At 44.7% G+C, this 18,866-nt stretch carries 15 protein-coding genes; 11 read left to right on the top strand and 4 right to left on the bottom strand.

What is annotated here, in order from left to right:
• Positions 1-40 precede the first annotated feature (40 nt).
• The 8 genes from mraY to ftsZ are packed head-to-tail and all read left to right on the top strand — an operon-like array spanning position 41 to position 10,030.
• The gene (gene mraY / locus ACFQ2O_RS03880; protein WP_377523095.1) at positions 41-1,261 is read left to right on the top strand and encodes a phospho-N-acetylmuramoyl-pentapeptide-transferase; all 1,221 of its coding nucleotides are present in this window, start codon (positions 41-43) and stop codon (positions 1,259-1,261) included.
• Between the two features lie 31 nt (positions 1,262-1,292).
• Positions 1,293-2,636, top strand: a complete 1,344-nt coding sequence (gene murD, locus ACFQ2O_RS03875) for a UDP-N-acetylmuramoyl-L-alanine--D-glutamate ligase (RefSeq protein WP_377523094.1) — start codon at positions 1,293-1,295, stop codon at positions 2,634-2,636.
• 29 nt (positions 2,637-2,665) lie between these two features.
• On the top strand, positions 2,666-3,832 hold the full coding sequence (locus tag ACFQ2O_RS03870) for an FtsW/RodA/SpoVE family cell cycle protein (RefSeq protein WP_377523093.1): 1,167 nt from the start codon (positions 2,666-2,668) through the stop codon (positions 3,830-3,832).
• Positions 3,825-4,937 carry an undecaprenyldiphospho-muramoylpentapeptide beta-N-acetylglucosaminyltransferase gene (gene murG, locus ACFQ2O_RS03865; protein ID WP_377523092.1) on the top strand — a complete coding sequence of 371 codons (1,113 nt, stop codon included), beginning with the start codon at positions 3,825-3,827 and terminating at the stop codon, positions 4,935-4,937. The genes ACFQ2O_RS03870 and murG overlap by 8 nt, the downstream gene beginning before the upstream one ends.
• On the top strand, positions 4,934-6,343 hold the full coding sequence (gene murC, locus ACFQ2O_RS03860; RefSeq protein WP_377523091.1) for a UDP-N-acetylmuramate--L-alanine ligase: 1,410 nt from the start codon (positions 4,934-4,936) through the stop codon (positions 6,341-6,343). The genes murG and murC overlap by 4 nt, the downstream gene beginning before the upstream one ends.
• Positions 6,330-7,091 carry a cell division protein FtsQ/DivIB gene (locus ACFQ2O_RS03855; RefSeq protein WP_377523090.1) on the top strand — a complete coding sequence of 254 codons (762 nt, stop codon included), beginning with the start codon at positions 6,330-6,332 and terminating at the stop codon, positions 7,089-7,091. The genes murC and ACFQ2O_RS03855 overlap by 14 nt, the downstream gene beginning before the upstream one ends.
• 11 nt (positions 7,092-7,102) lie before the next feature.
• Entirely contained in the window at positions 7,103-8,410 is a 1,308-nt protein-coding gene (gene ftsA / locus ACFQ2O_RS03850; RefSeq protein WP_377523089.1) for a cell division protein FtsA, read from the top strand.
• A gap of 24 nt (positions 8,411-8,434) precedes the next feature.
• Positions 8,435-10,030 carry a cell division protein FtsZ gene (ftsZ, locus tag ACFQ2O_RS03845; protein WP_377523088.1) on the top strand — a complete coding sequence of 532 codons (1,596 nt, stop codon included), beginning with the start codon at positions 8,435-8,437 and terminating at the stop codon, positions 10,028-10,030.
• A 102-nt stretch (positions 10,031-10,132) separates the two neighbouring features.
• Here the strand turns inward: ftsZ and ACFQ2O_RS03840 are convergent, their stop codons facing one another.
• The 4 genes from ACFQ2O_RS03840 to ACFQ2O_RS03825 all read right to left on the bottom strand — a co-directional run bounded on the left by ACFQ2O_RS03840 (position 10,133) and on the right by ACFQ2O_RS03825 (position 14,375).
• Entirely contained in the window at positions 10,133-10,657 is a 525-nt protein-coding gene (locus ACFQ2O_RS03840) for an NADPH-dependent FMN reductase (RefSeq protein ID WP_377523087.1), read from the bottom strand.
• A 167-nt stretch (positions 10,658-10,824) separates the two neighbouring features.
• Positions 10,825-11,577, bottom strand: coding sequence for a succinate dehydrogenase/fumarate reductase iron-sulfur subunit (locus tag ACFQ2O_RS03835; protein WP_377523086.1), 753 nt, complete (start codon positions 11,575-11,577; stop codon positions 10,825-10,827).
• A gap of 156 nt (positions 11,578-11,733) precedes the next feature.
• Complete coding sequence (locus tag ACFQ2O_RS03830; RefSeq protein WP_377523085.1) at positions 11,734-13,668, bottom strand: fumarate reductase/succinate dehydrogenase flavoprotein subunit; 1,935 nt, start codon at positions 13,666-13,668, stop codon at positions 11,734-11,736.
• Positions 13,669-13,685: 17 nt separating this feature from the next.
• Complete coding sequence (locus tag ACFQ2O_RS03825; RefSeq protein ID WP_377523084.1) at positions 13,686-14,375, bottom strand: succinate dehydrogenase cytochrome b subunit; 690 nt, start codon at positions 14,373-14,375, stop codon at positions 13,686-13,688.
• 227 nt (positions 14,376-14,602) lie between these two features.
• Here ACFQ2O_RS03825 and ACFQ2O_RS03820 point away from each other — a divergent pair, with 227 nt between their 5' ends.
• The 3 genes from ACFQ2O_RS03820 to fabD all read left to right on the top strand — a co-directional run bounded on the left by ACFQ2O_RS03820 (position 14,603) and on the right by fabD (position 18,812).
• Positions 14,603-17,377, top strand: a complete 2,775-nt coding sequence (locus ACFQ2O_RS03820) for a T9SS type B sorting domain-containing protein (protein ID WP_377523083.1) — start codon at positions 14,603-14,605, stop codon at positions 17,375-17,377.
• Complete coding sequence (locus ACFQ2O_RS03815) at positions 17,377-17,802, top strand: thiol-disulfide oxidoreductase DCC family protein (RefSeq protein ID WP_377523082.1); 426 nt, start codon at positions 17,377-17,379, stop codon at positions 17,800-17,802. Before ACFQ2O_RS03820 ends, ACFQ2O_RS03815 begins: the two co-directional genes overlap by 1 nt.
• A 131-nt stretch (positions 17,803-17,933) precedes the next feature.
• Positions 17,934-18,812: an ACP S-malonyltransferase gene (gene fabD, locus ACFQ2O_RS03810; protein ID WP_377523081.1), complete on the top strand. Its 879-nt coding sequence runs from the start codon at positions 17,934-17,936 to the stop codon at positions 18,810-18,812.
• Positions 18,813-18,866 lie beyond the last annotated feature (54 nt).

Genomic DNA, 18,866 nt, shown 5'->3' with positions numbered 1-18,866 from the left:
AACACAAAATTTAGCCAAGGTAACCGAATCACAATTTTAAATGCTTTACCACCTCTTTACATACCTCGACCGCGAATTTGATCTCTTCGGAGCAGGTGTATTTCAATACATCTCTTTCAGGGCAGGTATGGCTACTCTTGTATCGCTGCTTATTGCGATGATTTTTGGCGGCAGGCTTATAAAGGTTCTGCAACGCAAGCAGGTAGGAGAATCTATCCGCGACCTTGGGCTGGAGGGCCAGATGCAGAAGAAAGGCACCCCTACCATGGGTGGGCTTATCATTCTTTTGGCCATACTTGTACCTGTTTTACTCTTTGCCCGCCTGGACAATATTTACATTCAGCTGATGCTGTTTTCAACCGTTTGGCTGGGCCTGATCGGTTTCCTGGATGATTATATCAAAGTCTTTAAGAAAAACAAAGAAGGACTTGCAGGTCGCTTTAAAATCTTAGGCCAGGTAGGTTTAGGCTTGATTGTGGGGCTAACGCTATACTTTAATGATGATGTGGTGGTGCGCCAGTACATGTTCAGCGATGGCTCAACTTCCGCTGTAAATGCATCTAGTAAATTTGTGGATGTGCATAGCATGATCACAACCATCCCATTCCGCAAAAACAACGAATTAGATTACTGTAACTTATTTGCTTTTGCAGGACCGCTTTTTCAAAACTGGTCATGCTACCTCTACATCCCATTCGTGATCCTGGTAATAACGGCCGTATCGAACGGAGCCAACCTGACCGACGGTATAGATGGGTTAGCAGCAGGCACATCAGCTATTATTGGTACTACGCTGGCTATTTTTACCTATGTATCAGGCAATACCATTTTTGCTGATTATCTGGACATCATGTTTATTCCTAACTCCGGTGAGCTGGCAATTTTTTGTCTTGCTTTTGTAGGAGCCTGTGTTGGCTTCTTGTGGTATAACACCTATCCAGCTCAGGTGTTCATGGGCGATACAGGCAGTTTGGCTATTGGTGGTATCATTGCAGTGCTTGCCCTCATCGTGCGTAAAGAACTCCTTATACCCATCTTGTGTGGTATTTTCCTGGTAGAAAGTCTTTCAGTAATGCTACAGGTAAGTTATTTCAAGTACACCAGAAAGAAGTATGGCGAAGGCCGGCGTATTTTTCAGATGTCACCGCTGCATCACCATTACCAGAAATTAGGGTACCATGAATCAAAAATTGTTGGTCGTTTCTGGATTGTAGGGATCATGCTCGCCATCCTTACGCTGGCAACGCTTAAACTAAGATAATCCGAACCTAACGAAAGCAAACACATAAACTATGAAACTAGCAATACTTGGAGCAGGAGAAAGTGGTGTAGGTGCTGCTTTGCTGGCAAAGGCAAAGGGCCTCGAAGTATTTGTGTCTGATAAAGGAGAGATAAAGGAGCAGTATAAGCAAAAGCTTTCAGCTGCTGCTATCCCTTTCGAGGAAGGTGTGCATTCCCATGATCGCATTCTTTCAGCTGATCAGCTGATCAAAAGCCCTGGTATACCTGACAAGTCTCCGATCATCCAGGAAGCGATTGAAAAAGGGATTCAGATAATTTCAGAAATTGAGTTTGCCGGCCGCTACACCGATGCCAAGTTTATCTGCATCACGGGTACAAACGGTAAAACAACAACAACGCTGCTGACTTACCACCTACTGAAAAGTGCCGGCTTGAATGTAGGTCTTGCTGGTAATATTGGCGAAAGCCTGGCTGAAAAGGTAATCGAGAATAAATATGATTACTATGTTGTTGAGCTGAGCAGTTTTCAGCTGGACAACATGTACCAGTTTAAGGCGCACATTGCCGTTCTGCTCAACATTACGCCTGATCACCTTGACAGGTATGAGTATAGCATGGAAAAGTATGCAGCCTCTAAACTGCGCGTAGCCCAGAACATGACCGGTGCCGACTTCTTTCTCTTTAACGCAGATGATGAGAACATAGCCAATGCTTTTGACTCTTCTAATTTTGGCGGTACAGCCATTCCGTTCTCTTTAAATGGAGCTGAGGGTGCCAAGGTTTATCTTGAAGGTGAGCAGGTTCATGTTGTTGAAAAGTTCTACGAAGGAACCATCGCTGTTGCCAAATCACCACTAATCGGAAAGCATAACCAATATAATACCATGGCCGCCGTTGCTGCTGCCAAACTGGTAGGCGTGGCAGATGCTGACATTGAAAAAGCGCTTGCTACATTTCAGAATGCTGAGCACAGGTTGCAGACTGTCGGGGAAGCAAAGGGAGTAACCTACATAAACGACTCTAAGGCTACTAACGTGGATGCTGTCTGGTATGCACTGGAAGGTATAAAGCAGCCGATTGTGTGGATAGCTGGTGGTGTTGACAAAGGAAATGATTATAGCTCGCTGGTAGAGCTGGCCCGCGATAAAGTGAAAGTGCTGATATGCCTGGGTAAGGATAATAAGAAGCTACAGGAGAATTTTAGCAGAGTGGTGCCTATTGTAGCCGAAACAACATCGATGGAGTATGCAGTGCGCTTAAGCCGCTCACTTTCAGAAGCCGGAGATGTCGTGCTGCTTTCACCGGCATGTGCCAGTTTCGACTTGTTTAACAACTATGAACACCGTGGGCAGCGCTTTAAAGAGGCTGTAGATAAAATTGTGCTGAAAAAATAAATTATAAATTAACACCTTAAGCCAAAGGGATGATAAAGGAGTGGTTACAGAAGAACCTGAAAGGTGACTCCGTACTGTGGGGGATAGTGATCGCGTTTTCGCTGATCAGCGTGGCAGTGGTATACTCTGCCACTGGTACATTGGCTTACAAAAAAATGGAAGGGAATACAGAGTATTTTCTTTTCAAGCATACGTTTCTGATTATCGTTGGCCTAGCCTTTATGTGGGCAGCCCACAAGGTGCCGTATCGTTACTACTCAAGGCTATCCTTAGTGGCACTGATTGTTTCAGCACCTTTGTTGATCATTACCTTTTTCTATGGGTCTAATATCAACGAAGCATCTCGTTGGATCACGATTCCTGTAATCAATCAAACATTCCAGCCTTCGGATTTAGCCAAACTGGCCCTGATATCTTACCTGGCAAGTATGCTGTCGAAGAAACAGCAGTACCTGGAGAACTGGAAGAGCACGCTGGTTCCAATGCTTATCTGGACGGTCTTTATTTGCGCGCTAATCGCACTTACAAATACCTCAACAGCTATTTTGCTTTTCGCTACCTGTATGCTCCTGATGTTTATTGGGCGCGTACCTTTCAAATACCTGGCAACCGTGGTTTTGATAGGAGTTGTAGTAGGCGGTTCTGCTTTGGCTCTTGGCCAACGTATGGGTACAGCCGTTAGCCGTGTGCAGGATTTCATGGACCCGAATGAGGTGCCGTTTCAGCTAGAGCAATCATATATTGCCATTGCCACAGGAGGAGTTGTGGGCAAAGGCCCCGGCAACAGCGACCAACGCGATATACTTCCCCACCCATACTCAGACTTTATCTATGCTATCATACTAGAAGAATATGGTTTGGTTGGAGGTGTCGTTGTGCTGTTTTTATACCTGGCGCTATTGTACCGTGGCTTAGTTACAGTTAGCAAAAGCAACGGTGCCTTTGGGGGGCTCTTGTCTGCAGGCTTAAGTTTCAGCTTAGTACTTCAGGGTATGGTGAACATGGCTGTTGCCGTAGGACTAGGTCCAATTACTGGTTTGCCCTTGCCGTTATTAAGTATGGGAGGAACATCACTGATTTTTACCGGTATTTCTATCGGAATTATACTTAGCGTGAGCCGACAGGACCTTGAAGCGGAGCAGTCTGCTGTTGGAGCTCCTGTAAAAGCACCTTTAAACACACCTGTGAATGCCTGATACCAGAAGATCATATCGTGTGATTATCAGCGGCGGCGGAACTGGCGGGCATATTTACCCGGCGGTGGCTATTGCTAACGAACTGCGTGCGATCAATCCGCAGGTAGAGATACTTTTTGTGGGTGCCAAGGGGCGCATGGAAATGACCCGTGTACCGGAAGCTGGCTATAAAATTGTTGGCCTATGGATAAGCGGGCTTCAGCGCCGCCTCACATTAGATAATCTGTCTTTCCCGCTCAAGGTGATTTCAAGCATTCGAGCTTCGCATAAGATTATTAACGATTTCAAACCGGATGCCGTGGTAGGAGTTGGTGGCTATGCCAGCGGACCACTGTTGTATGCAGCCACCACCCGTAAGATTCCGGCGCTGATACAGGAGCAGAATTCTTATGCTGGTATCACCAATAAGCTGCTAGCAAAGCGGGTGCAGAAAGTATGTGTGGCTTACCCAAACATGGAGTCCTTCTTTCCGGCAGATAAACTGGTATTAACCGGTAACCCTGTGCGGTCTGACATCATGCAGTTACAGGGTAAGCGAGAAGAGGCACTCGGCCATTTTAATTTAAGCCCCGAGAAAAAAACAATACTTGTAATAGGAGGAAGCTTGGGAGCCAGAACCATCAACCTAAGTATAGCTGAGGGTTTGGCAAGTATAACTGAAGCTGGTTATCAACTTATCTGGCAAACAGGCAAACCGTTTTACCCGCAGGCACAAACACTTGCAGCCAAGTATGAAGAGAAGGGAGTTCGTGCTTTTGATTTTATCAGAACCATGGATTTAGCTTATGCTGCTGCTGACATAGTTATATCAAGGGCTGGGGCATTATCTATTTCAGAACTTTGTCTGGCGGGTAAGCCAGCCGTTTTAGTGCCTTCGCCTAATGTGGCAGAAGACCATCAAACTAAAAACGCCATGGCGCTTGTGCAGCAGCAGGCAGCCATACTTGTGCGCGATGCAGAAGCAGCCGATAAATTAGTATCTGCGGCTTTGCTATTGATAAAAGATGAACAGGAGCAGCAACGCCTGCAGCAGAATATACTTAAAATGGCACGCCCAAACGCGGCAGCCGATATAGTCAAAGAACTAATTAAGCTAATCAAGTGAAACTGGAAGACTACAGCTATATCTATTTCCTGGGCATTGGCGGCATCGGTATGAGCGCCATAGCACGTTGGTTTAAGGCCAAGGGTTTTCCTGTGTGGGGGTATGATAAAACCCGCACTGCCTTAACCGAGGCGCTCGAGCAGGAAGGTATAGTGGTGCACTATGAGGATGATGTGAAGCATTTGCCTCAGGAAGTTATCCAGCATAGAGATAAAACGCTGGTAGTGCTAACTCCTGCCATACCCGCTGAGCATGCAGAGTGGGCTTACCTGAAGGAGCAAAGCTATACTATCAAGAAGCGCTCAGAAGTGTTGGGTATCATAACAGCTTCTGCGTACACCGTAGCGGTTGCCGGAACACACGGTAAAACAACTACATCAAGTATAGTGGCGCACCTGTTACACCATGCAGGTGTTGATACCTCCGCTTTTTTGGGAGGGATAGCTACAAATTTAAACTCAAACCTGCTGGTAGGTAAAGGAACGGGTGACCGGGAGGTAGTAGTGGTAGAGGCAGATGAGTATGATCGGTCTTTTCTGACGCTGTATCCGGATGTAGCCATTGTTACTTCTGCAGATCCGGATCACCTGGATATTTACGGAGACAAGGAAGAACTGATCCGCACCTTTCAAAAGTTTATAAGCCAGGTCAAACCTGGTGGATTCCTGTTTATTCATGAATCTGTAGACCCTCGCTTAACAGCACAGGTTCAGAATGATGTGAAGGTGGTAACCTATAGTCTGAACCAGGGAGAAGCACGGATTCAGGAGCTTACAATTAATGGCCGCTGGTTTAATTTTGATATAAAAAGCCCGCTTGGCGACATAAAGGATTTAAGGCTGGGTGTTCCAGGGTTTCATAACGCTGAGAACACACTGGCAGCCATACTTGCAGCGCAGGTACTTGATGTATCAGCGGATAAAATAAAAGCAGGTGTGGAGGCCTTTTCGGGAGTAAAGCGCCGCTTCGAGTTTGTATTTGAAGGCAACGGAAAAATATACATTGACGATTACGCGCACCATCCGAAAGAGATTGATGCATTTATGAGTTCGCTGCGGGCGCTGTACCCAAATAAGCGTATAAGAGTGATATTTCAGCCGCACCTTTTCAGCCGCACGAGAGACTTTGCAGTGGAGTTTGCTGAAAGCCTTAGCAATGCCGATGAGTTGATCTTGTTGGACATTTATCCGGCACGTGAAAAACCAATTCCGGGTGTTACTTCTGACATAATTCTGAACCAGGTTAGCTGCTCAGAAAAAACATTGATGCGAAAAGAAGAAGTAGTGGGAAATCTGCGATTAAACACTAATTTTGATGTTTTAGCGACAATTGGTGCCGGAGATATTGATACCTTGGTAAGGCCTATAAAAAATATCTTAGAAAATAACGGAGGTGGGCTTGAATAGTAGAATAAAATCTTTAATTTTTGCAGGTTGTAGTTTAATAACAATCGGCGCACTGGCAGGTTTTGCATCTTCACGGCAAAATGAAAAAACCTGTGAAAAAGTGTCAATAAATATTGATAATGAGTACAACAATTACTTTATTGGGGATAAGGAAGTTCGGGACTTGCTAACACGTGAAGGTGAGCGCAAACTCGAAGGCCTTTCAAACCAATTCATCGATCTGAAAAACCTAGAAAAGCGCATTGAATCTCACAAATTTGTGAAAGATGCAGAGGTATACAGAGGATTAGATGGAAATATCCAGGTAAGTGTAAAACAGAACAGGCCAATTGCTAGAATTATACGATCAGATCAAGATGTTTACATCGATGCAGAGGGAAACATACTTCCACTCTCCGATAGATATACCGCTCGTGTAATCCCAATAACAAAGTCAGCTCTAATTAGATCATCTGACAAAGGGTTTTTCCAAGACTCTCTAGGTCAGTCTTATCTTGACTTATTGCAGTTTATAGAGCAGGACGAGTTCTGGAATGCCCAACTAGTGCAGATGCATATAGATGGTAATGGCAAAGTTTCTTTTTTGCCGCAGTTAGGTGACCATACTATCGAGTTTGGAAAACCAGTGAAAGTAGAAGACAAGTTTAAGAAGTTAGCTGTTTTATATAAGGAAGTGCTGCCTACTATGGGGTGGGACCGCTATAAAAGAGTGAACGTGGAATACGAAGATCAGATTATTTGCGAATAACAGATACAGATATGCAGAACGACAAAATAGTAGTAGGCTTGGATATTGGGACAACCAAGGTTTGCGCACTTGTAGGTCGTAAAAATGAGTTTGGCAAGTTAGAGATATTGGGCATGGGCAAAGCCGTGTCGGAGGGCGTGGTACGTGGTATTGTGAGCAATATTGATAAAACTGTCGAAGCCATTAAAAAAGCGATCCGCCAAGCGGAAGAACAATCAGGAATCAACATCGGTGTGGTGAACGTGGGTATCGCGGGGCAGCACATCAAGAGCCTGCAGCACAACGGGAGCATCACGCGCCAGGTAACGGACCATGAAATTACGGTGGAGGATGTAAATCGCCTTACCAATGATATGTACCGTCTGGTAACGCCTCCTGGAAGCGAGATCATCCACGTGATGCCGCAGGAGTACAAGGTAGATTATGAAGAAGGCATTGTGGATCCGGTAGGAATGTCGGGTGTACGCCTGGAAGGGAACTTCCATATTATAACGGCACAGTCGAACGCCATCAACAACATTAACAAGTGCATCACGCGCTCAGGCCTGGAGATAGACCAGCTTATACTAGAACCACTTGCTTCCAGCATGTCTGTTTTAAGTGATGAGGAGAAAGAAGCAGGTGTTGCCTTAGTAGATATTGGTGGTGGTACAACAGATTTGGCTATCTTTAAGGACAATATCATTCGCCATACGGCAGTTCTACCTTTTGGAGGAAACATTATAACCTCTGATATCAAGCAGGGCTGCCTTGTAATGCAGAATCAGGCAGAGCAGCTCAAAGTGAAGTTCGGCAAAGCCATTGCAGACGAAGCCTCAGAAAATGAGATTGTCTCTATTCCTGGACTTCGTGACCGTACGCCAAAAGAAATATCTTTGAAAAATCTGGCTTACATTATTGAGGCCCGTATGGAAGAGATTGTGGAACTGGTTTACGCTGAGATTGTACGTTCTGGTTATGCTAATAGCCTGGCAGGAGGTATCGTGATTACAGGGGGAGGTGCACAGTTGCAGAACCTGGTGCAACTAGTTGAGTATATTACAGGCATGGATACGCGTATCGGTTATCCGAACGAGCATCTAGGTCGTTCAAAAGTGGAGTCTGTAAAGAGCCCAATGTACGCTACAAGTGTAGGTCTTGTATTGGCAGGTTATCAGCCATTAGATCAGCGTGTGGATTATTACAACAATGTGGAAGAGCAGGTTTATGCTAAACCTGTAGAGCAGAAGAGTTCAGGATCCACTAGTAGCGGCGGGGGCTTGCTGCAAAAGCTGAAAGGCTTTTTATCAGACGACATAGACAACAAACAAAGTTATTAACCCATTAGAGCAGGAGAAATTAGTATGACATCAGCTTACACTTTTGACTTGCCAGCCAGCAACAAGTCTATCATAAAGGTTATTGGCGTGGGGGGCGGTGGTAGTAACGCCGTTAACCACATGTATAACCAGGGAATAAAGGATGTGGAATTCATTATCTGTAATACAGACGTACAAGCACTGCAAAGCAGTGGTGTGCCGAACCGTTTGCAGATAGGTGAAAATCTTACAGAGGGGTTAGGAGCAGGAGCAAACCCTGAAAAAGGTAAACAGGCTGCCTTGGAGAGCAAGGAAGAAATTCGTGAGATGCTGAGCAACGATACGAAGATGGTGTTCATTACTGCAGGTATGGGTGGTGGTACCGGTACAGGTGCTGCTCCTGTTATTGCCAGGGTAGCCAAAGAACTTGGTATTCTGACAGTAGGTATCGTAACTGCTCCTTTTGCTTTTGAGGGTAAAAAGAAAAAAGTTGCTGCCGAGAACGGAGTTAAAGACTTGAGCGAAAACTGCGATACCATTCTGGTGATCCTGAATGATAAGCTGCGTGAGATGTTCGGTAACCTTACGATACGTGAGGCTTTTGCTAAAGCAGATAACGTATTAACTACTGCAGCTAAGTCTATTGCTGAAATTATTACGGTAACGGCTGAAGTAAACGTTGACTTTGAAGACGTTAAAACTGTAATGAAAGACTCTGGGGCTGCAGTGATGGGTTCTGCAACGACAGAGGGTGAAGGGCGTGCCCTTCGTGCCGCTGAAGAAGCACTTTCATCTCCATTGCTCAACAACACAGATATTCACGGTGCTCAGAAAATTTTGCTTTCTATCATGTCAGGTGAGCAGGCTGAGCTTGAAATGGATGAGTTAACTGAAATTACTGAGTATATCCAGGATAAAGCTGGTCAGGAAGCAGAAGTAATCTTCGGACATGGTATTGACGGTACACTGGGTGAAAGCATCCGCGTTACTGTTATTGCTACTGGTTTCGCAAGCGATGCAGAAAGCATAATTGAGCCGAAGAAAACAGTATTTGACCTGGACAGCCAAAAAAAAATTGAAGTAGTAGAGCCTGCTAAACCTGAGCCTGCTCAGGAAGTTGCAGCCTTTGTTTCTAAACCAGTTGCACCGGCACCAGTTGTTACGCCTCAGCCTAGTGTTCAGGTACAGCAGCCCCAGCAGCAGCAGTCTCAAGGTTTTGATAATGCACCACGTCGTCCGGTTGAGCAGCCACAGCAGGCTCAACCACAGCGTACAGTGTTTACATTGGATGGCAGCACCTATAATGACAACAATAACTTCCAGAACAACGCCAGTGCGCAACGTGAGGAAGAAGAGTTGCGTTTAGTACGAGAGCGAGAGGCAGCACAACGCAAAGTAGAAGAGGAGCGTGAGTTAATGCTTCGCCGTGCTGAAGAGCGCCGTGAGCGCCTTCGTATGCTTAGCTCTGAGATCACAACTGAAGCGATGAAAGAGAAGCTTGATACGCCAGCTTACCTGCGTCGCAACGTTGCGCTGGATAGAGTAGCTCATTCTTCAGAGCGTAATATCTCTCGCTTTAACCTGAATGACGACAATGAGATTCTTGGTGATAACCGCTTCCTGCATGATAATGTAGACTAAGCTTCACCTTATTTCTATAGTATAAAAAGAGAGGGAGTGGCCACATGGCCACTCCCTCTCTTTTTATACTAAGAATACTCTTATGCAGTATCTTTTGTGGACTTAGAACTTAATAAAGTCATCTATATGCTGCTCCAGTAGCTCCTGGTAAAATTGGTTTGTTATAGCTTTACCATCAAAGTTCTTGTCAATATGGGCAAGTTTTAGCTTCAGAGGCATTACATTCATACCTAAGTAATGCAGTATATCTGTCAGGTGGCTTAGCGCCAAGCCGCTGCCCTGCATACCTGAAGATAAGCCTATCAAAGCTCCTTTCTTATCTTTAAAAGTACATGGGTAGGCAAGCCCATCAATAAAAGCTTTTAAAACTCCAGGAAACGAAGCATTATACTCTGGCACGACAAACACAAATTTATCTGTCGTAGTTATCATATGGCTGAGTCTGTTAAACTCCTCGCTTTTCCCGGTATTCTTGTATAAAGCAGAAACAATAAAATCATCCGGTAGTTCGGCAAGATCTAATACCTGATATGGAACGCCACGCTCTTTCAGCATCGCTGCATAAAGATTTACGATAGCTTTAGATCTGGAGGCAGGTCGGTTTGTACCTGATATTAATGTGATCATAAGTTGCAAAATTTATAACCTTAACAGCTTTAGTGGCTCTTAGTTATAGTTTAGTAGCGTACAAGAAGCTATTTTTCTTGATTTAACTAACCAGCTTCTTAAATTAAAAAAGGCGGAGCACACTAGTTGCCCCGCCTTTCCTATAGATATAGGATAAAATCTAATGCTTACAAGTTTTCAGAAGTTGCCTTCGCAGAAATAAACTCTCTTCTAAGCATGTTGATGTTCTCAAGCGAGATTCCAACAGGACATTCGGCAGCACAAGCACCAGTGTTTGTACAAGATCCAAAGCCTTCGATATCCATTTGGGCAACCATGTTCTCTACACGTGTCTTACGCTCTGTTTTACCTTGTGGTAATAAGGCAAGCTGAGATACTTTGGCACTTACAAACAACATGGCAGATGCATTCTTACATGCAGCAACACAAGCTCCGCATTGGATGCAGGTAGCGGCATCAAAAGCTTTGTCAGCAATCGTTTTTGGAATAGGAATCTCATTGGCATCTGGCACACCACCTGTGTTTACAGATATGTAACCTCCTGCCTGCTGTATACGGTCGAAGGCAGAACGGTCTACTATCAAGTCCTTATGAACGGGGAAAGCTGCAGCTCTCCAAGGCTCAATAGTAATGGTATCGCCATCTTTGAAGTGACGCATGTGCAACTGGCAGGTTGTAGTGCCACGCTCCGGACCATGTGCACGGCCGTTGATGAATAAGCTACACATACCACAGATACCTTCACGGCAGTCGTGGTCAAATGCGATAGGCTCTTCACCTTTTATTTGCAAGTCTTCATTCAGTACGTCCATCATTTCCAGGAAAGACATATCCGGAGACACCCCTTTTACTGGATAAGTAACTAACTGACCTGCTGTATCTCTATTTTTTTGGCGCCAAACCTTCAGTGTTAGGTCCATTGGTTTAGCATTTGGATTACTACCAGCCATTTTATTTTCAATTAGAAATTAAAAATTACGAATTAGAAATTATTTAGAACTGACGCTTCTTTAAAACAAATTTTGGAAGCATTTCATTTCTAATCTTGAATTTCTAATTTTTAATTATCCATTTAATTATTTGTAGCTACGCTGCGTCAGTTTTACGTTTTCAAACGTCAACTCTTCTTTGTGCAGAACTGGCTCATTACCTACACCGGTAAACTCCCAGGCCGCCACATAAGCGTAGTTTTCGTCATCTCGCAACGCTTCGTTTTCTGGTGTCTGAGATTCCTCGCGGAAGTGACCACCACACGATTCGCTTCTGTTTAGTGCATCGTCTACCATCAGTTCGCCTAGCTCCAGGAAGTCAGCTACCCGGTTTGCACGCTCCAGTGTCTGGTTTAGCTCTTCGCCAACACCTGTCACTTTCACATCACGCCAGAATTCATCGCGTATTCTGCGGATTTCCTGCTTTGCAAACGTAAGACCTTCAGCATTTCTAGCCATTCCGCAGTGCTCCCACATTACCAGACCAAGCTCTTTGTGGAACTCATCAACTGTGCGCGTACCATTGATAGAAAGCAGTTGGTTGTTTTTAGCAATTACAGCTTGTTCTGCTTCAATGAAAGCCGGGTGATCTGTAGGAACCTTGTCGTAAGGCATCTTAGCCAGATAGTCACCGATAGTGTACGGAAGTACAAAGTAACCGTCAGCAAGACCTTGCATTAGCGCAGAAGCACCCAGGCGGTTAGCACCGTGATCAGAGAAGTTACACTCACCAGCAGCGTATAATCCCGGTACATTAGTCATCAGGTTGTAATCTACCCAAAGGCCACCCATTGTATAGTGAACAGCAGGGTAAATGCGCATTGGTCTTTCGTATGGATTCTCATCCGTGATCTTCGCATACATTTCGAAGAGGTTACCATACTTGGCAGCTATAGCCGGCTGACCATCGCGCTTGATAGCATCAGCAAAATCAAGGTAAACAGCCAAGCCAGAAGAACCTACACCACGACCTTCATCACACACTAATTTGGCGTTACGGGAAGCCACATCACGTGGAACCAGATTACCGAAGGCAGGATACTTACGCTCCAGGTAGTAATCACGATCTGCCTCAGCAATATCAGAAACTTTTATCTCGCCTTTTCTTAATCTTTCAGCAGTTTCTATAGTTTTAGGCACCCACACACGTCCATCGTTACGTAGTGACTCAGACATTAGCGTAAGCTTAGACTGGTAACTGCCAGATACTGGAATACAGGTTGGGTGAATCTGTGTAAAGCAAGGATTAGCGAACAAAGCACCTTTTTTATGTGCTCTCCAGGCTGCTGTTGCATTAGAGCCCATCGCATTCGTAGAAAGGAAGAATACGTTGCCGTAACCACCTGTTGCTAACACAACTGCGTGTGCGCTATGAGATTCTATTTTACCTGTTATCAGGTTACGTACCACAATACCGCGAGCCTGGCCGTCTATAAGAACAAGATCAAGCATTTCAGTACGAGGGAACATCTTAACCTTACCATAGGCAATTTGGCGGTTAAGTGCAGAGTAAGCACCTAAAAGCAACTGCTGTCCTGTTTGGCCACGGGCATAGAACGTACGTGATACCTGCGCTCCACCAAATGAGCGGTTAGCAAGCAACCCGCCATAATCTCGTGCAAAAGGTACACCTTGTGCCACGCACTGGTCGATAATATTTACCGATACTTGTGCCAGGCGGTACACGTTTGCTTCACGAGAGCGGTAGTCTCCACCTTTTACAGTATCGTAGAACAGGCGGAAAACAGAGTCACCATCATTCTGATAGTTTTTAGCAGCGTTTATACCACCTTGTGCTGCAATAGAGTGAGCACGGCGAGGAGAATCCTGAAAGCAGAATGCCTTTACATTATAACCCAGTTCACCGAAAGTAGCAGCAGCAGAAGCACCGGCAAGGCCAGTACCTACTACAATTATATCGTATTTACGTTTGTTAGCCGGGTTAACCAGCTTCACATTAAATTTGTGGTTGTCCCACTTTTCAGCTACTGGGCCTTCTGGGATTTTAGAATCTAATATCATAGTAAAATAATAGACAGTTAGAATTTAAAGAAGAAGTATAGTGGTATGGCCGCAAAGCCTAAGCACACTAATACAGAAAAGGCATATCCAAAAGCCTGAATAAACGGTGTATACTTCTTATGATCAAGGCCAAGCGTTTGGAATGCACTCTGAAAGCCATGAATTAAATGGAAAGCAAGCGCTATCATAGAAATAACATAGATAAGCACATACCACCAGATCTGGAAAGATTGAATTACCTTAAGGTAAAGGTTTTCATACTCCACATCCTCAATAACAATACCTTCTAGGCCACCATCGGCTCCAAAACGGGCAGGCACGAAGAAGTTCCATAGGTGAATGATAAGGAATACGAGAATAACTGTACCTAAAAGGCCCATGTTGCGAGATGACCAGGTACTGTTTTCCTGTGGGCGTTGCTCTGCATAATCAATTGGCCTAGCCGTTTTATTTTTGCGGCTAAGAACAAATGCATCATAAATATGAAAAACAAAGCCAAGCACGAGCACAATTTCCATAACACGGATAACTATGTTGTTAGCCATGAAATAAGAGTAGAGGTTAAAGGCTGCCCCACCATCGTCATTAAAGAGCTGCAGGTTACCAATAAGGTGTACTACCAGGAAAGAGCACAGAAAAAGACCCGTAATCGACATAACGATCTTGCGCCCAATTGTACTGGAAAACGTTTTAGTAAACCAATTCATCTGTATTAGTTATAGGTTAAGTTAGTAAGCTTTTTTAATTCTCAAAGGTACAAGCAGGGGTTATATAAACCAATATTAATATCATATTTTGAATCAATCTAAATTGCCTTGCGTACCACCTAAAACCCGTACAATCTAAACCAGCAATACCTCTTTTTGTTGATAATAAAATAGCTTTTTTTAAGTTTACTACATACTTAATTGTTATTGCTTAACCCTTACGATATATGCCAAAACGATTACGCCTAATTTTCCTGCTGCGTAGCAGTCTTTTGTTGGTATTGTTAATGTTGCTGGTCGGGTCTTATACTGAAGTGCAGGCTACGCATTTAAAAGCAGGAGATATCATTGCTAAGAAGGATACTACTGCTAATCCCAACCCCCGCCGCTTCTTTTTCAGAATGACTATTTATACTGTTCATAATGCTCAAGCCGATGATCAGCAAATCTTAATATATCCAGGTGTTCCTGGAGTTGTAATCAACGTAGATCGTAAGAGTGAAATACAGGTTAATAGCGAGACAGATCAGGAGATCTTTGAGTGGGAGTATACTTATCCATCTGATGGACAGTATACAACTTATTGGATAGGAGAGAATAGAGACAACGGCATACTAAATCTGGCAGCTCCGTCTCAACAGTTTTCCTTTTTTATAGCAACTACAATAAGCATAAACTCTTTAAGAACTTCTCTCAATAGCACACCTGTATTAACGGTGCAGCCAATAGATGATGCAGTGATAGGCCAGCGTTTTACTCATAACCCTGGTGCTTATGATGCTGATGGTGATAGTCTTGTTTTTAGACTTATTGCACCGCAATACTTACAGCAGCCCAGAAACACAATCACTACAGTACCAGGTTATACGCTACCCTCCAATACTTTTCAATGCCCAACATCAGATGGAAGCGCTTCTTCTTATTTTACCTTAGATCCTTATACGGGCCAGTTGGAATGGAATTCACCGTGCGAAGTCGGATCCTACAACATTGCCTATGTTGTTGAAGAATGGCGTCGGGGACCAAATGGGCAGTATTCTAAAATTGGAGAGGTGATTCGAGATATGAGAATACAAGTAGAGAAATCTGACAACAAGCCCCCAATTCTGGAGCCTAAAGATACTTGTGTCGTGGCTGGTACTGTCTTCCGCGGTTTAGTAAGAGCTACAGATCCTGATAATGATATCATTAATTTAACAATTGCCGGTGGGGGTATTGTGCCTCCAGCCAGGTTGGTAAACCCGGGCACCCTGACCAACATTGTGCAGTCACCCGGCTTGACTACAGGTACATTTACCTGGCCTACCACTTGTGAAGACATACAGGATCGTCCACACCAAGTTATTTTTCGCGCAGAAGATGTTAGATCTACAGCGACGGAACGCTTGGCTGATGTGCAGGCATGGAACATTCGAGTAGTTGGGCCACCTCCGGTGCTGAACGAGCCTCAAATTTCCAATAGTTCTGTTACTTTAACCTGGGATCAGTACACTTGCCCTAACGCTAGTAAAATCCGTATTTACCGCCGCGAAGGACCAAGTAATTACGTACCGGATAATTGCCAGACCGGGGTGCCTGCCTCTACAGGCTATGTCATGATAGGAGAGGTAGATGCCGGAGAAGTGACTTTCTTCGATGATAACGGTGGTGCAGGGCTTGAAGCAGGAGTTACGTACTGCTACATTATCTATGCAACTTTCCCTGCCTCTGGTTTTGGTGAAAGCCTTGCCTCCAATGAATCTTGTGTGGTAATAGACCAGGACATCCCATACTTAACTAATGTAACGGTAGACGAAACGGACCAAACCAACGGGAAAATTACTGTAAAGTGGACAGAGCCAATGGAAGTGGAGAATTTAACACCTCCACTTGAGTATCGCCTATACCGCAAAGTAGGTATGGGGCCAGGGGATGGCTATACCGAGGTGAAGAGAACACAAGATATGAATGATCTGTCTTTTGTTGATACTGGCCTAAATACTGTAGATAACGCTTATCGCTACAAACTGGAGTTTTATCAAGCGCCTACTCCGGGAGACGCGCCTACCTCACTTCGGGAGGATACGGAGGCATCCAGCGTATATTTAACTGTAACAGCATCTGATAGCGATGCAAAAGAGTTTCAGTTGAACTGGACTTACGATGTGCCTTGGAATAATAGTACCTATAACCATCACATCTACCGGCGTGTTGGGAATGACTTTGTACTGATAGATAGTGTAACAGTAACCGGCAACAGCGGCTCTTATACTGACAGAGGTACTTTTGGAGGGCAGGAATTATTGCGTGGGGAAGACTACTGCTATTATGTGCAGACAAGAGGAAGCTACAGTATTGAAAATCTGCCTAACCCACTCCTGAACAATAGCCAGCGTGTATGCGTTACCATGCCAAAACTGATATGCCCGCCTACGTTAAGTATAGATCTGCTGGATTGTGAACAGTTTAACCAGAACCCAACTGAACCGCCTTACCAGAACGTGCTTACATGGGTGCCGGACATTTCTCCTGATTGTACAGATGAGATAGACTACTATACGTTATACTTTAAGCCTACGCTGGATGGTGAGTTTACAAGGCTAGACACAACCTCGGCTACCACGTATACACATACAGGCTTACAATCTTTTGCAGGATGCTATGTAGTAACAGCTACTGATATAAACGGAAGAGAGAGTGTGTTTAGTAACGAAGTCTGCAAAGACAACTGTATCGCCTTTATGCTGCCAAACATAATAACCCCAAATGGCGATAACTTAAACGACGTGTTCAGGCCAAAAAGCAGTGCCTTTATCCGAAGCATGAAGTTCAAAGTATTTAACCGATGGGGTGTGCAGGTGTATGAAGGCAACGATACTGGCATCAACTGGCCGGGCACAGACAAAGATGGCAACCGTTTATCAGACGGCACTTACTACTATGAGGCTGAAGTAGAATTCTTTACACTAGATCCATCAAAAGCCCGAGCCAAGTATAAAGGTTGGGTTGAAATTGTAAGATAATGACATCCAAAGAGATAGAGCAGCTAAAGGGGAAAGCCATTGTTTTTTATGATGGCACCTGTGGCTTTTGCCAAGGAAGTGTTCAAATCGTGCTGAAGCATAACAAGCAGCAAAACTTATACTTTGCAGCCTTGCAGTCTGGTGCACTGGAAGCCCTGGTGCCTACGCAACAACTGCCGGAAATTATGCCGGATTCTATCTTGTTTTTTGACAAGGGCAAGCTTTATGCAGAGTCTGAAGCAGCGCTGCGTATTGCCGGTTATCTTGATTTTCCGTTATCCTTACTTTCTGTTTTTCGCATTATTCCGTTATCTTTCCGCGATTTTGTGTACCGCCTTGTAGCTAAAAACCGCTACAGAATTGCTGGTCGCACGGAGAGCTGCATGCTGCCAAGCCCGGCACAAAGGGCAAGGTTTGTAGCTTAACCAATGTCTGTAAATTTGTGCCTAAGTAGAAATATGCAAGTACGTGTGTGCTATCGTATTTTACTTAACCGAGCTAAGGACTTTGAACAGGCAGCTTTGAAAGAGAAAGAATAACGATAAACATATAATTGATGAAGGCATACGTTTTCCCTGGGCAAGGGTCACAGTTTGTAGGGATGGGCAAAGACCTATATGAGCAGCACGAAGAGGCAAAGCAGCTGTTTGACAAGGCGAATGAAATCCTTGGCTTTAATATTACCAACATCATGTTCCATGGTACCGACGAGGAACTGAAGCAGACAAAAGTAACGCAACCAGCCATCTTTTTGCATTCTGTGGCGCAGGCTGTAGTTGCCAAAGACTTTGCGCCAGAAATGGTGGCAGGCCATTCGCTTGGTGAGTTCTCGGCTCTAGTGGCAAGCAAGGTGTTAAGCTTTGAAGATGCTTTGCGCCTGGTTTCTAAACGGGCACTAGCAATGCAGGCTGCCTGCGAGGCTAGCCCTTCTGGTATGGCTGCCATACTTGGCTTGGCTGATGAGAAAGTAGAAGAAGTATGTGCCGCTGTGGAAGGCGAAGTGGTTGTGGCTGCTAACTATAACTGCCCCGGCCAATTGGTAATTTCAGGCTCTAACAGAGGCATTGAAATAGCCTGCGAGAAAATGAAGGAAGCAGGTGCAAAACGTGCTTTGCCGCTACCTGTTGGCGGTGCCTTTCACTCCCCGCTGATGAAGCCTGCGGAAGTAGAGCTAGCAAAAGCGATAGAAGAAACAACCTTCAGCCAGGGTATTTGCCCCATCTATCAGAACGTAGATGCCTTGCCGCACACTGATCCAGCAGAAATCAAGCAAAACCTGATACACCAGTTAACCGCTCCGGTACGCTGGACGCAATCGGTGCAGCAGATGGTAACTGATGGAGCCACACATTTTGTTGAGTGTGGCCCGGGTAAAGTACTGCAAGGCCTTGTGAAGAAAATTGAACGCACAGCCGAAGTAAGCTCTGCGGAATAAGTATAAATTTGTAAGTATAAATATAAACGCCCTCTCTGGTTTGGTACCAGAGAG

The sequence above is a fragment of the Pontibacter rugosus genome, assembly GCF_042678745.1.
GTDB classification, from domain to species: domain Bacteria; phylum Bacteroidota; class Bacteroidia; order Cytophagales; family Hymenobacteraceae; genus Pontibacter; species Pontibacter rugosus.
The sequence above is the reverse complement of the archived record's forward strand: the minus strand, read 5'-3'. Positions and strand labels throughout refer to the sequence as shown.